The sequence below is a fragment of the Amycolatopsis speibonae genome, assembly GCF_042647925.1.
Lineage (GTDB): Bacteria > Actinomycetota > Actinomycetes > Mycobacteriales > Pseudonocardiaceae > Amycolatopsis > Amycolatopsis speibonae.
This window is the reverse complement of record NZ_JBHRWK010000056.1, coordinates 1-13543: the sequence shown is the minus strand read 5'-3', so window position 1 is coordinate 13543 and position 13543 is coordinate 1. Positions and strand designations below refer to the sequence as shown.

Genomic DNA, 13543 nt, shown 5'->3' with positions numbered 1-13543 from the left:
ACACTAGGTGGTGTTGGCTACAGCAATGGGCACGGAGCAACGGTCACTGGAGATCATCAGGGAAGCGGCTTGAGCGATTCTCGAACCGGCCCTCTCGGACGGGTCGTCGGCGATCGATCCGGATCTCAGGGCGTGGACGCCGGAGGTCGCCCGGGACCTCCACGTCCGCATCGTCCGTCCCTCGGACGCAGGCACCGGATCCTTTCGGGAAAAGTTGAAGGTACGGTTGCGCGGCACGTCGCGAGCCACCCATCTCCTGGCCGCGGAACTGATGTACCTGCACGTTTTGCCGCTCACCGACGTCCGGCCGGCGGTCAAAGTCAGGCACACCGCTGTCGAGATCATCGAGTACCCCATCGATCTGAGCACGGCACCATCAGCGGTTCTCGACCAGATCGACAAACTCGCGGCGACCGCTTGGGAAGCAAGGGACGTCTCGATCAGGACGGTTCCATCCGCGAGTACCGGCTGAGCCAGCCTGTCGCACGATAGTCGCCGCGCCAGGTGAAGACGGCCACCTGCGTGTCGTCGTCGCTGATCGGAACCGACGCATTTCCTTGCGACAGGAGAACCCGAGAAAACCGCCTGCCCGACCAAGCCACGACGACACTCGCATCCGGTGCCGAGACCGCGATCAGCTCCTCACTTCTCTCAAGGACGACGCCGGTCGCACGTTCCCTCAACAAGGCTCGATAAGCCTCGTCCTCGAGACGGCATTGGCTCGGAACGCCCCTGGCCGACCAGTCCGGGCCAGTGATATCGCGTCCTCTCGCGGCGTTCCAGAGGCCGGGAACAAGGTCTTCAGCGTGCGCGGAAGTGGCCATCTGCTCGCACATCCACAGCAGCCGGCCGGCGCCACGGGGCGGCCGGCATCGTCGCCATTTCACGCGGCGGCTCAGGTCCGCGGCGACGACCGCGCTCCAGGGGTGGACGGTCCCGAGCTGCCCCTGGCAACCGATCCAATGGAGATACCGGGGCGCGTCCTCCAACACGGGATACAGGGCCTGATAGGGGATCCCGGCGATCGTCTTGGCGCCACGACGGAATGCTTCCGGGGTACTCGCGACGAGACCGAGTGCGACCCTGGCAAGGTCGCCCCGTTGATAGACGCCGGAGCCATCCGGATGAAGCAATCGGTTGACCACGACCTTGAGTTCTTCGTTGATCGCGCTTTGCGCGAGCTTGGGTACCAGTCCCGCGATCAGGTCGATGACCGTGCGTTCCGCTTCATCCGGCGAATCCGGCAAGGCGCTCTCAGCGAGACCCACCCGGATCTCATGTCCCACCACCGCGGGCACCATGAGCCGCGCCGTGACCTTTCCCAAGTCCGTCGGCGCGAGCACGAACTCACCATCGGCCGCCTCGGATCCGCTGATGAACTGACCTTCGACGAGGAACCGGACGGCCTCACGCAGGGGTTGCAGGCTACGGCTGCCCTGATGGCACGCCAAGGTGCCGACCCACCAGTCCTCAGCCTCCCGTAGTGACCGGATCCGCCGCTGGACCACCTCAGCGAGAACATGATCCGGCAGGCAGGCTTCGATGCGGGAGCGCACGGTGTTCCCGGCGACGAGTTTGGCCTGCCAGCGCTGCCGCTCTTGTTCGGTGACGATCAAGAAAGCCCAACCATCGCGCTCCCCGTGCCCGACACGGCCGGCTCGGCCGAACATCTGCTGGACGGTCGCCACGTCGATCGGATTCATTCCGACCTCGGTGTCCTGCACGATGACCGCTCGCGCCGGAAGGTTCACTCCGGCGGCGACCGTCGACGTGGCGACGAGCACGTCGATGTCACGAGCGCGGAACGCCTTCTCCGCCTCCCGTTTGTGATCCCATCCCTTGTAGTGGATGCCTATCCGAGCCTCGCGACAAACTTCGTACAGCCGGTCGAGATCATCGGGGTGAACGCCATCGGTGCGCACCCCCCGCGAGCCGGCGATCACGAGGGCCGTGCGCCGGACGCCGCGCTTACTTCCGCAGAACACCAGCGCACTACCACCGTCTTGAGTGACCATCCCGGTGAGCGCGTTCGCCACCCGGATACGTGCGCTCTCGACCAGCGACCAGTCACGATGAGTGGCGATGACCGGCAATTGCCAGGTCAACGTGCTCGGCCGCCAGGACACCCTGACAAGCCGCGCTCCCAGCCACGCCGCGATCTCGTCGGCGTTGGCGACCGTGGCGGACAGCCCCACGATGCGCACCTGGTCGTTGCCACGCATCCTGGCAAGGAGTGCTTCCAGGACCGGCCCGCGTTCGGGGTCGCCCAGCAGATGGATCTCGTCGACGATCAGGCACGCGACTTCGGTGAGAGCCTCACGCAAGGACGACGCCCGGCACATCGCCTCGAATTTCTCCGTTGTCGCCACCCAGATGTCCGCTTCCCGGACACGTTCGACGTCGACGCTGTACTCGCCGGAAAGCCGCTCGACCCGGAGCCCCTCTCTACGCCAATGGTCGAGTTCGCGATCGAGTTCGTCCGTCAGTGATCGTTGCGGCACCAACCACGCGGCCTTGCGGCCTTCACCGAGCACGGCTCGAAGCGCCGCGACCATTCCGACCGCGGTTTTGCCCGCACCGGTGGGCGCGACCACGACGACGTGCGTCGAATCCCCCAAGATCGGGGGAACAGCTTCCGCTTGGGCGGGATTGAAGGAAGGGTACGGCAAATAGCGAAGCCAATCGCGGGGGACGAGTTCCTCCGTCGGTACCGAAAACGCGGTCTCAGAGGTTCCGGCGTGACTGTCCCAGAGCACTTTGAAGGCGTCCCGGGCGACAGCCGCTTCCGAGCCTGCGGTGGAGAACGGTTGCCGGCGCGCGGATCGCGCCAGGTAACACTCCGAAACCTGTGAGACTCGGTGGGTGACGATCTCGTCGTCCACCAGATAGCGCACCGCATGCCAGTCGACGCCATTCGCCGTCAGCTTGGCCCTGACATCATGGAATTCATCGGACGCGGGGAGGAGAACACGGACATCGGCACCGGCGGGAAAGGCCGGTAGGTCGGCTCGAGGGTCAGCGATCTTGAGCCAGTACTGCTCCGGCGAAGGCGAGGAGCACGTATCACCCGATCCGCTGTTTCCCGGCACACGTGGCACGTTAGCCGATCACCGCCGACCGTCGATGCCTGGGGCACGACCGATGGTTCGAACACCGGACCAGACGCCGCGAAGCAAGCCAATGACATGCTCATCCGGATGCTGAACGAGGTCAACGAGCGGCGACAGCCCAAAGCGAACGCAACGGTCCGTCAGCTATTTGAGCGCTTCATCGATCGGCGAGACGTCGAACGAACCACCCTCGCGCGGGAGGTTGAGCTCATCGACCTGCACGTCCTGTCGCCGATCGGCGACAAGAAGGCTGGCCCCATTAGCGGCGACACCCTGGACTCGTTCTTCACAGAACTTCGCCGGTGCCGGGTCCGCTGCAAGGAAAAGCGCTTCACCGACCATCGGACCCCGCGGCCGCACAAGTGCGATAAACGCTGTCGACCCCACTCGCGCAACGGGCTCGCGTCCGACACCATTCGAAAGATCTATTTCCTTCCATCCGGAGCATACAAGAAAGGGATTGCGCGGGAATGGTGGTTCGTTAATCCAATGGATCGCATCGAGCCACCGCCAGCTAAACCAGCGAAACCAAACCCGCCAACCGCGGGCGAAGCCGCCACGATCATCAATCGCGCATATAGGGACGATCCAGTCGACAAACGATACCAGCACATCACGATGTCCTGGCCTTTCCCCGACAGGCCAAGAACACCAAGAAGTAACCGAGAAGGAGTGATCGATTACTACCCTAGCCCTTACCTCCCCTGCCGACGAGTTCTCGTTGGATCTGTCGGCGATCGCCGACAGCGTGCCGCTGGCGAAGATGTCGTGCGACACCAGCGACAACTGCGGCGGCAAGACCTACGGATCCGCCTGCACCAGCCTTGGCGCCACACCCCTGTGACCGGCTCTGAGCGGAAAGCAGCGGGGCGCCGTTCCAGACCGCGCATCGTCGTTCGCACTCAAACCACTGGTGAAGGCCGTTCCCGCAGTCAAGTCCCGGCGCGGACCCCGCCGACGCAAACCCGGCAAACTGCACGCCGACAAGGCCTACGACCCGGCCGACCTGCGCCGCTGGGTCCGCGACCGCGGCATCAAGGTCCGCATCGCCCGCAAAGGCGTCGAATCCAACGACAAGCTTGGCAATCAACGATGGGTGATCGAACGAACAATGGCCTGGCTCACCGGACACCTGCGTCCGACCCTGCGCTACGAACGCAAAGCCACCCGCTTCATCGCCTTCCTCACCCTCGAAGCCGCCATCATCTGCTACAAGAAACTCGTGAAAACACCACGCGAGACGGGCTCTTAAGCTCCAATTGGAGAGCCACTGCCACCTGTAGCGAGTTCCGGCTGCCACCACCACGAGATTGCAGGAAAGTCCAGAGGGCCGTCAACCAGGTCAGCTGGGACCGCAGCAGACCGATGTCGCGCCGGCTCGTCAACAGTGAAAGCAAAATCTCCATTGCTGATCTTCCGGTACCGATTTGAGCGCATTCCCCATTCGAGATTTCCTACGATCCAGGATGCCAAGTCTTGTAAGTAATGCAAAGCCGGGGCGCTCGCGTTCGGCTGAATCTGATCGCGCAGTGTGACGAACCGGTGCATCAGTCGATCGCGCAGCCTCATTGCGACCATCAACGCTTCATCGAGTGAAATATTTCTCTCTTTCACGAGCACATCGATAACATTCTGACCCGACGGGGCTCGAGTTTTCTCTTTCTGGTAGGAGATGATATCGTTATCCCATCCGACTAGCAGGCAGGTCAATTCGCTGAGCGCACGGAACCCGGCCGACTCGACTTCAGAACCAGTAATCTCATAGCCCGATATGATATCCAGCATGGCGACATCGACCCCCATCGAAGTGTCGTAAATGCGCAGCAGCGTGTAGTCTTCCAGAGTCGGTATCGTCCTGCTGACACAGAGATGCGCGCGGTATACCTGGTCAAAGAAGTAGCCGCGCATTGCGCTCACCCACCGAGCCGTCTGCGTCGCGGAAGCACAGTTGCCCAGTCGCCTCCTTATGTCCCGCAGCGATTCGGCGACAGGGTCGTCGGCACGGCTGAACTCGGGGGCTTCGGCTACACGTAATAGAATCCGCAGTCGCGCAGCAAGCTCTCTCGGACGCGTGGCCTGATCTCCTTCCTCGATAACGCCGTCGTCAAATACGGCGAGCCACATCAAGAAGTCGGCGTAGATTTGAAGACGGTCAGCGATTGCTTGGGGAGCAGCCATCGCGGCCAGCATCCCCATTCTCCCTGTTGCGTAGCGCCGAGTCTCTGCGTCTTCACCAAAGTAACGCAGCAGCCATCGAACACTACTCTCATCGACGTCACGCCAGGCCGGATGTATTTTACACTGGATCGGGCAATAGAACTGCGGGATTTGCATCTGCGGGGTCAGCATGGTCCCTAACTCCTAGTCGACAGTCGAGTTATCTGATCGTATTGCCGATATACGTGCTATCGGCACCGATAGCACGCTCGATATTGCCTCGATGAAAGTCCGGCGCCACCTTCGAATACGTCCAATCGTAGCGCCTTTTCAAGCAGTAACCGACCTTTGCCGATCTGGTGATCCCGGCCCGCCTATCGGCGAACTACGTCATATCCGACGGATTTTTGACAGGAGTCCGTGCTCGGTCGCCATTGTCCGTGACCGCATGCGGTGTTTCCAACTCTCCATAATAGAATTTCCGCACCCAGCGCCGGTACTCCATGATCGGACCGTCCCCTTTGACCAACCGAGGCCGTGGCTGATGGATCTTATTCCGCCACACCGGGAAGTCCCTCGCGACATCCTTGCATTGCAGGACCAAAAACGCTCGGTCAATGAGCCTGGACAGTAGGCGCGGTGCTATTTGACCGAAGATGCGTTCCACACGCAACCCTATTCTGAGCTCAAGATGTGTAGGATCGATTGGAACCTGCACGGCCCACGCTCGGAGGTGTGTCCCCAGCTTGGGAATGACGACCCGGGCGGAGGCAAACCCCAAACCCTGTCCCTCCACCTCGACGCGAAAATTCGTCGCGGACCAGATTCCGAGGTTGGTTCGGGCTGCCGGCCTGGCGTCCCATGAGGCCTTGAACCACGTTTCAGTATCGGGTGCCTCGAATGAGAAACTATTCAGAATAGTCTTGTGGATAGGGCCGAAATGCCCTCTGTCCGCGATGTTTTCAAACACTTCTTGGGGATGGTCGCGCAGGGTGTAGGTCCGGCAGGTTCTCGGTTGGAGATGAGAAGGAACCGTGTCATGCACTTTCCAGTTCGAGGGATTTCCCTTTACGTCGTACCACACCAGGATAATTCCGTCAGCTTCGCATGATTCGACTAGGGTGAGCTTGAGATTCGGCGGCGGGGGCGTTCCATACCCTGTCCTGACGCAGGCGCCGGTGGAGTCGTAAGCGAAGTGGTGGAACGGGCACACGAGATTCTCATGGTCGACCGCGCCACCGTATCCAAGATGAGCGCCCAAGTGTGGACAATAGGGTCGAACAACACGCAATAATCCAGACCTGGTTCTGTATACGACAATGTCCTCGCCCGCCAGGCGGCGGCGTACGACTCGCCCTGGCGGTAGATCTGACGATAGGCAGACACCGTACCAGCCATTCGGGTACGCATTCGGGTATGGTAAACGCCTCGGATTGACCTGTTGCCCGGCGTGCGCGGCCAACTGATCCCGATTCTCACTAGTTCTTTCGCTCATGCTACGGCCTTCCTCATCTCGTCGGGCTATAGATCGGTACATCACTGACTGGGATGTGGTTCTTGGTTTCTTGCTGTAGGTGCGCTGGGTTACTGGTCTTCGTCGACCGTCAGCAGTGTCATTCCTAGAAGGCTGCGGTGTTTCCCCCGTTCGACTCCGGCGCAGTTGCCGCGTGGGGCGGCGAAGAGCACTCGTTTACCCATAGCGATATCCGTTCTAGGTGGTGCGGGTGGTGAGGAAGGTGACCAGGTCGTCCCAGTCCCGGCGCACCTCGGGCGGCAGGTCGAGCGCTCCGAGGGCGGTGCGGATGTGCGTGGTGTGGCGTTGGGCGTGGTGGCGGGTGAACTCGCCGGCGTTGGCGTGGTCCAAAGCGGCGATGGCCTCCGCGATGTCGCCGACGGTGAGGTTTCCGGGGGTGTCCAGGATCGCCGCCAGGGTCTGCGATGCCGCCCCCGGGGTGGAGAGGGTGGCGGTGATCGGGAGGGAGCGTTTGCGGGCTGCGATGTCGGCGCCGACCGGCTTCCCGGTGGCTGCGGAGTTGCCCCAGATACCCAGCCAGTCATCCACGGCCTGAAACGCCAGCCCGAGGTGTTCGCCGATGTCGGAGAGCGCGGTGGCGATGCCGTCATCGCCGCCGCCGAGCAGGGCGCCGACTCGGCAGGACGCGGCGATCAGCGCACCGGTTTTGCCGGTGGCCATGCGTTCCCAATCTGCGACCGTCACCGCGGAGCGGGTCCCGAGTGCCAGGTCTTCGGCCTGGCCCGCGCACAGGCAGACCACCGCCTCAGCCAGTGCCGCCGCGGCGGGCGGGTGATCGCCGAGCATGGAGATCGCCAGAGCCATTACGACGTCTCCGGCCAGGAGAGCGGTGTCGGTGCCGTAGACGGTCCAGGCCGTCGCCCGGCCGCGCCGTGTGCGGTCGCGGTCCATGATGTCGTCGTGCAGTAAGGAGAACTCGTGCACCAACTGCACCGCCCCCGCCCCCGCCACCACAGCCTCCGACGGCGAAGTACGCGCTGGTGTCTCGGTGGTGCGGGCGGACAGGAGCACCAGGGCAGGCCGCAGCATCTTCCCGCCCCCACCGGCGGTGACCGGTCGGCCGTGCTGGTCGGTGAGTCCGCAATGGTAGCCGGCCACCGCCGCGAGGTCGGGGTGCAGCGTGGCGATCGCCCGCCGCAACACGGGCAGACTCGTTTCGCGAGCCCGTTCCAGCGCGGCAGGGACAGCTGGGACGCCGGTCACGGTCGGGTTAGCCATGACGAGCAATTCGCGGGTGCGAGAGCCGTCGAATTCGAGGAGCATGATCGACTGCCGCCGACTCAGATACAGGTGGTCGTCCACGATCGGAACGCTCAACTCCGGCTGAGTAGCGATCCAGGCGCGGATGTGGGAGTTGGCCGTGGGCGTGGTAGCGGTCGCGGGTGCCCGTGGCGAGATCTGCCAGGACACGGCGCAGGTCTGTGCAGCGGCCGGTTTCATTCTCGTTGATCACCAGGCCGCAGGAGGTGCCTCCGCAATCCACCTGCAGCGTGCCCTCACCAACCTCTGCACCGTCCACCAAGCTACGGAGTTCACCGGTCAGATCGACCTTGTCCTCCGGATCGTCGACGGTGACGGTGCAGGGGGCGGACACCGCGATCAACGCACCCTGCGGCAACACCTCGCAGAAGGCCAACGCGATTCGCGTGCTCGAGGTGAGGGTCATGGCCGTCTCCCGTCGTCGGTGAAACCCTTGCAGCCACACCGAGCCAGGCCGATCGGTCCGCCTCCGCGCGGGTCGGGTAAGCCGTGCTCGGTATGTGCCACCGACATGGCCATTGGTGCCCTTCTTCAGCGAGTTGCAGTGCGTGTGTGATCAGCGTTTCGGGGATTTGTGTTCGGGGACGGTGTCGACCACCTTGCCGTGGACGAAAATTGATCCTTTGCCGTTGCCCGAGGCGACGCCGAGATCGGCGTCGTGGGCTTCGCCGGCCGTTAACCACACACCCCATGACCACCACCCGGAGAGGGACGTCCATACCGTCGAGGGCAGCCTGGACTTCGGCGGTCATCCGATAGACGTCGACCCGTGCGCGTCCGCAGGAGAGGCACGAGACGATGTCCAGCTTCCGCGCCCGCAACCCCAGCGCCTGCAGGATCGCGTCGTCGGCCCGGACCTCCTCGACCGGGTCCGCGGTCAGCGACACCCGGATCGTGTCCCCGATCCCCTCCGACAGCAGCGCCCAGAACGCGGTTGCGGACTTGATCACTCCCTGTGACGGCGGCCTCCGCCTCGGTCACCCCGAGGTGCAGCGGATATTCACACCGTTCGGCCAGTTGCCGATAGGCGTCGATCACCACCACAGGGGCATGATGCTTCACACTGATCTTGACGTCGTGGAAATCGTGGATGGCGAACAGCGACGCCTCCCACAACGCCGATTCCACCAACGCCCCCGCGCTCGCCTGCCCGTCATACTCGGCCAGGATCTTGGAATCGAGGCTGCCCGCGTTGACTCTGATCCGGATAGGCACCCCCGCATCCCGAGCCGCAGCAGCGATCTCACCTACCCGATCATCGAAAGGCTTGATATTCCCCGGGGTCACCCGCACCCCGGCACACCCGGCCTCGATCGCCGCGAACACATACCTGGGCTGGAAATGAATATCGGCGACCACCGGAATCGTCGACCTCGCCGCGATCGCCGACAGGGCGTCCGCATCATCCTGCGAGGGCGCCGCCACTCGCACGAGGTCGCATCCGGCGGCGGTCAACTCGGCGATTTGCTGCAGCGTGACGTCTGCATCGGAGGTGAGTGTGGTGGTCATCGACTGCACCGGGATGGGTGCACCACCCACCGGAAACGTCCCGACACACACCTGACGGTAAGCCTGGCGAGCCGAACCCACTGTCAGGGTTTTTGCCCTCATGCGCCGCGACCTCCGTCAATCAACTAACAATCCCAGCCCAAGCTATTGACAAAATGGAAGAGGCGACACTATCCCGAAAGGAACTCGACGTGACGCAGGAGTTCACGTGAGAGTCAATTTTCGATCTAGTCGCTACCCTGAGAGACTGTCCAACCCGACCATTGCGAGCAAGGCAGCGCCGTCGGCCTCATCATGCGCCATACGGCGGACGGTCCCGAACAGCGCGGGCGCAGATCGCTCCGTCAGCAGGGCGCGAAACTCCAAGCCCGGCGCCGTCCACGAGGGGCAGACTGACAATGGGAACCTTGGTCCGGAGCGAGCTTTTATCAGCCATTTATCCCTCTTGACCACAGTCATGCGGCTACAGGAAAGAGAGACCCCAGTGTCGCAGTGGCGATAGCCTGGTTGCCACCATTGCGGTACGCTTGGCGCCCCGCTGTGCACTTTCGGGCAACGAAGCGTGGCGGGGTCGCAGGTTCCCGCACGGTGCGCGGGGGGGGTGTCCCTATGGTTGTTGTCAAGCCTGCCGGGGTTCGGGATGTTGGTAGTGGGCTCGGTTGCGGGGCATCGCGAAGAGCACGTCGCAGCGTCGGCGGGCGAGGCAGATGAGGGCGGCGTTGTGCTTCTTGCCTTCGGCTCCTTTGCGGTCGTAGCAGGCACGGCTGGTGGGGTCGGAGAGGGCCGCGAACGCGGCGAGGAAGAACGCCCGTTTGAGTTTGCGGTTGCCGGTTCTGGCTGGATGTTCGCCGCGGATGCTGCTGCCCGAGCGCTGGGTGACCGGGGCGATGCCGGCGTAGGCGGCGAGGTGCCCGGAGGATTTGAAGCCCGAGGCGTCGCCGATCTCCAGCAAGATGCGGGCGGAGGTCCTGACGCCGATGCCGGGCATCGAGGTCAGGACCCGGGCGAGAGGGTGCGCATCAAGGATCTCCTCCACCTCGTCTGCGACGGTTTTCCGTTGCAGCAGAACACTTTTCAGACTGTCTGCGAGTCTGGGCAGCACGGTGTCGGCGGCGCTGGTGCCGGGAACGACGACGGTCTGCTCGTCCAGCGCGGCGAGGATGTCCTCGACCAGTTTCGCGCCCATCCGGGGCGCGTTCTTGGTCGCGATGGAGGCCAGTTTCCGACGTCCTGCTTTGCGGATCCCGATGGGGCCACCGCAGCGGGACAGGATTTCCAGGACCGCGAGATGGGCGACTTTCGGGCCCAGGACGCGTTCGAGAGCGGGGTGGATGCCGGTGAGCAGGCCGCGGACGCGGTTGCTGATCCGGGTGGCTTCGGCAGCGAGGTCGTCGTCGTAGCCGATGAGCACGTCCAGCTCGGCCCAGCGCGTCATCATCGACGTTGATCTGGCGCAGCGTGTGCGGCAGGGTGCGGGCGGCGTCGGAACAGCGCCCACTCGGCGCCGCCCAAATTGTCATGCCGCACATCCAACAACCCTGCCGCCAACGACGTCAGCAACCGACACCGCCCGGAACCACGACATCACCCAAACGAGGCCGTAGCCGCGCCCGGCTCGTCGGCTGTCCCACGTCCGACCGCCAGCCACTCGTTCGAGCAATATCTCAGGCTGCGGCTCCGACACCCTCTCCGTTAGGCCGACCGCACCCGCCGAGGTCCCATCCAGGCACCGCCTCAATGGATCCGTAGATCTCGCATAGGTCCATGCCTGGAATGCCAGGCTGCACCTCGGAACGCGCTGTCACCCTCCCCATGAGTCAGTTCGCTCCGAGCCGCGAGAGGCCCAGCGTTATTCCGCGAGAATTGTCTGCCCACCTGCTTCCTTCCGGACATTCAGCAGAACCTCGAGGCCATGGTTGAAAGGAGCAACGGCCCGCTCCAACGCGCCCAGAGGCCAGAGCGGGCCGTTGTATGACCAGACATCAGCCGAGCCGATTTCGTGATCCGCGGAGACGGCTACTGTCTCAGTCGTCGGCGGATTTCTTCTTCCGCGGCGAACGCTTGCGCGCTGTTCGGGCCGGAGCTTCTTCGACCGGCTGCGACGCAGCCACCTCCGCCGCGTCGAAGGCTTCGTAGATCTCGTTGGGGATCCGGCCGCGGTCGGCGACCGCGTATCCGTTGTCACTCGCCCAGGCACGGACAGCCTGAGTGCGCTCGCGGTCAACCGGCCGCTTCGCACCATCAGCGGCACCTGCGACCGTCGCCTGCCCGGTAGCGACCTTGACCCGACGCCCACCAACGCGCTTACCCGCCTCCACGTACCGCGAGAGCTCCTCGCGCAGGGCCTCAGCGTTCTCGTCCGACAGGTCGATGTCGTACGAGACACCATCGAGCGCGAAGGGAACGGTCTGGGTCGCGGTCTGGCCGTCGAGATCGTCCACGATCTCGACGACGACTTTCTGAGCCATGAAGAGCCTTTCATCAGGTCATGCGGCGGTTGTCCACACCAACAATCGAAAATGATCCTAACGGACGAGTGGTGGGTATCCGAGTTCAACCGCCGTGAATGAAAAACCCAGGTCAGCGCACATGCCTTCACCGGACCGTCGCACCGACGGCGAGCCGCGCCACCAGGCGCGCACCTACCCTCCGAGCCGGGGGACGGGTCGCGGCGACTCGTCTGGCGGGGTGGCCGCCACGAAGACACAAGCCGTCAACCGCCTGAAGGAGGCGCTACTCCAGCTTTCCCGCCGAAGCCGTCGGCGACGACATCGGCGAGGAGGCCCGTCTGGATGTCGCGCGCGCACTGACCCGGCAAAGGATCACCACAATCCGCGCATCACCGATCCGTCGACACGAACAGACGCAGGTCGGCACTTGCCCAAAGCCCGGCAGTCACGCGCCCCGGAAACCTTGAGCGCAGTCCAGCTGAACCTCCGTTACCAGAGACAGCATCGCCAGTGATCGGCGTCCGCGCCGCAAGCAGGCTCCACGAGTTCAGCTCCGCGGACAGGACCTGGACGACCACCAAGTCCAGGATCTGCGCTCGCGGCGTTCAGTGCGTTGCCTTGCGCGGCCGACCACCGCCTGCGCCCTGGCCTGAGCGGCGCCGCCACAGAGCGACCGTCCGAGGTGAGACCCCCGAACCACTCGGCGATCTCGACCATCCCGAGTTATCGAAGGGTCAGCTGGAACAGGCAATAGAACCCGGCATACGCGTGCCCGAGAGGTCCGAAACAGTCTGACACCAGGCGACACACTTAGGCACTACGGACAATCCGCGACCAGACGAAGAGGTCTTGTTCGGCAATACTCGACCTCACCCGACACGCCACCTTTGTCAAGCCCCGGGTTTGGTGGAGACTGGATTAGTTGGTTTCCAGGGTTGCGGTGATCGGGTGGGTCATCGCGTGTAGTGCTTCGTGCTCGGCGGGCGGGGGGTCCGAGTTCGCCGTGCAGGCGCCGGTTGTTGTACCAGTCGATGTACTCGACGGTCGCGATTTCCAGGTCGTCCAGACCGCGCCAGGGCCCGCGGTTGCGGACGAGTTCGGCCTTGTAGAGCGAGTTGAACGCCTCCGCCATCGCGTTGTCGTAGGAATCTCCTTTGCTGCCAACGGATGCGGCCGCGCCGGCCTCGGCGAGCCGTTGGGTGTAGCGGATGGCTCGGTACCGCACTCCGCGGTCGCTGTGAAGAACCAGGCCCGCCAGGTCGGCGCCGTCAGATCGCCATCCGCAGCGCGTCCAGCGCCAGATCCGTATAGAGACTGGTGGCGACCCGCCAGCCGTCGGAGGTGCGGACGTAGGTCAGGTCCGCGACCCACAACTGGTTCGGTCCGGTTGGCGGTGAAGTCGCGTTCGACCAGGCCACCCTGGAGTGTTCCCGCTTTTGTGGACGCGGGTTTAGGCCGCGATTTCGTTGATGTTTCTGTATCCTAGCTCGTATTCTTGGGGTGTCAAGTATCCGAGCGTTGAG

The 13543-nt window shown here is 63.7% G+C and carries 9 protein-coding genes and 4 pseudogenes; 3 read left to right on the top strand and 10 right to left on the bottom strand.

Annotation, left to right across the window (positions count from 1 at the left end; all coding sequences use genetic code 11):
- The first annotated feature begins 226 nt into the window (after positions 1 to 226).
- The gene (locus ACFOSH_RS30545; RefSeq protein ID WP_378242733.1) at positions 227 to 472 is read left to right on the top strand and encodes a hypothetical protein; all 246 of its coding nucleotides are present in this window, start codon (positions 227 to 229) and stop codon (positions 470 to 472) included.
- Here the strand turns inward: ACFOSH_RS30545 and ACFOSH_RS30540 are convergent.
- A complete protein-coding gene (locus ACFOSH_RS30540; protein ID WP_378242788.1) occupies positions 441 to 2594 on the bottom strand; it encodes a DEAD/DEAH box helicase in 2154 nt (717 codons plus the stop codon). The genes ACFOSH_RS30545 and ACFOSH_RS30540 overlap by 32 nt on opposite strands.
- Positions 2595 to 3254: 660 nt before the next feature.
- Positions 3255 to 3452, bottom strand: coding sequence for a hypothetical protein (locus ACFOSH_RS30535; RefSeq protein WP_378242731.1), 198 nt, complete (start codon positions 3450 to 3452; stop codon positions 3255 to 3257).
- 379 nt (positions 3453 to 3831) lie between these two features.
- Between ACFOSH_RS30535 and fxlA the strand changes: the two genes are divergently transcribed.
- Positions 3832 to 3954, top strand: coding sequence for an FxLD family lanthipeptide (fxlA, locus tag ACFOSH_RS30530; protein WP_378242729.1), 123 nt, complete (start codon positions 3832 to 3834; stop codon positions 3952 to 3954).
- A 54-nt stretch (positions 3955 to 4008) separates the two neighbouring features.
- Positions 4009 to 4362: pseudogene (locus tag ACFOSH_RS30525) on the top strand (transposase); the annotation flags it as partial.
- Here the strand turns inward: ACFOSH_RS30525 and ACFOSH_RS30520 are convergent.
- From ACFOSH_RS30520 to ACFOSH_RS30485, 8 genes and pseudogenes are all read right to left on the bottom strand, one after another.
- The gene (locus ACFOSH_RS30520) at positions 4359 to 5459 is read right to left on the bottom strand and encodes a terpene synthase family protein (RefSeq protein WP_378242727.1); all 1101 of its coding nucleotides are present in this window, start codon (positions 5457 to 5459) and stop codon (positions 4359 to 4361) included. The pseudogene ACFOSH_RS30525 and the gene ACFOSH_RS30520 overlap by 4 nt on opposite strands.
- 193 nt (positions 5460 to 5652) lie before the next feature.
- A complete protein-coding gene (locus ACFOSH_RS30515; protein WP_378242725.1) occupies positions 5653 to 6762 on the bottom strand; it encodes a Rieske 2Fe-2S domain-containing protein in 1110 nt (369 codons plus the stop codon).
- 216 nt (positions 6763 to 6978) lie between these two features.
- Positions 6979 to 8103 carry a polyprenyl synthetase family protein gene (locus ACFOSH_RS30510; RefSeq protein WP_378242724.1) on the bottom strand — a complete coding sequence of 375 codons (1125 nt, stop codon included), beginning with the start codon at positions 8101 to 8103 and terminating at the stop codon, positions 6979 to 6981.
- Positions 8012 to 8467 carry a YjbQ family protein gene (locus tag ACFOSH_RS30505; protein ID WP_378242722.1) on the bottom strand — a complete coding sequence of 152 codons (456 nt, stop codon included), beginning with the start codon at positions 8465 to 8467 and terminating at the stop codon, positions 8012 to 8014. The genes ACFOSH_RS30510 and ACFOSH_RS30505 overlap by 92 nt, the downstream gene beginning before the upstream one ends.
- Positions 8468 to 8588: 121 nt before the next feature.
- A pseudogene (gene ispG / locus ACFOSH_RS30500) lies at positions 8589 to 9672 on the bottom strand (flavodoxin-dependent (E)-4-hydroxy-3-methylbut-2-enyl-diphosphate synthase); the annotation flags it as partial.
- A gap of 517 nt (positions 9673 to 10189) precedes the next feature.
- Positions 10190 to 11057 (bottom strand): annotated as a pseudogene (locus ACFOSH_RS30495) (IS110 family transposase); the annotation flags it as partial.
- A gap of 537 nt (positions 11058 to 11594) precedes the next feature.
- Positions 11595 to 12038, bottom strand: a complete 444-nt coding sequence (locus ACFOSH_RS30490; protein WP_378242720.1) for a histone-like nucleoid-structuring protein Lsr2 — start codon at positions 12036 to 12038, stop codon at positions 11595 to 11597.
- Positions 12039 to 13002: 964 nt separating this feature from the next.
- Positions 13003 to 13402: pseudogene (locus tag ACFOSH_RS30485) on the bottom strand (integrase core domain-containing protein); the annotation flags it as partial.
- Positions 13403 to 13543 lie beyond the last annotated feature (141 nt).

Excerpts from the sequence above, each read along its gene's own strand:
- ACFOSH_RS30535 (WP_378242731.1), bottom strand. The coding sequence starts at position 3,452 with ATGGTCGGTGAAGCGCTTTTCCTTGCAGCGGACCCGGCACCGGCGAAG.
- ACFOSH_RS30520 (WP_378242727.1), bottom strand. The coding sequence starts at position 5,459 with ATGCTGACCCCGCAGATGCAAATCCCGCAGTTCTATTGCCCGATCCAG.
- ACFOSH_RS30515 (WP_378242725.1), bottom strand. The coding sequence starts at position 6,762 with ATGAGCGAAAGAACTAGTGAGAATCGGGATCAGTTGGCCGCGCACGCC.
- ACFOSH_RS30505 (WP_378242722.1), bottom strand. The coding sequence starts at position 8,467 with ATGACCCTCACCTCGAGCACGCGAATCGCGTTGGCCTTCTGCGAGGTG.
- ACFOSH_RS30490 (WP_378242720.1), bottom strand. The coding sequence starts at position 12,038 with ATGGCTCAGAAAGTCGTCGTCGAGATCGTGGACGATCTCGACGGCCAG.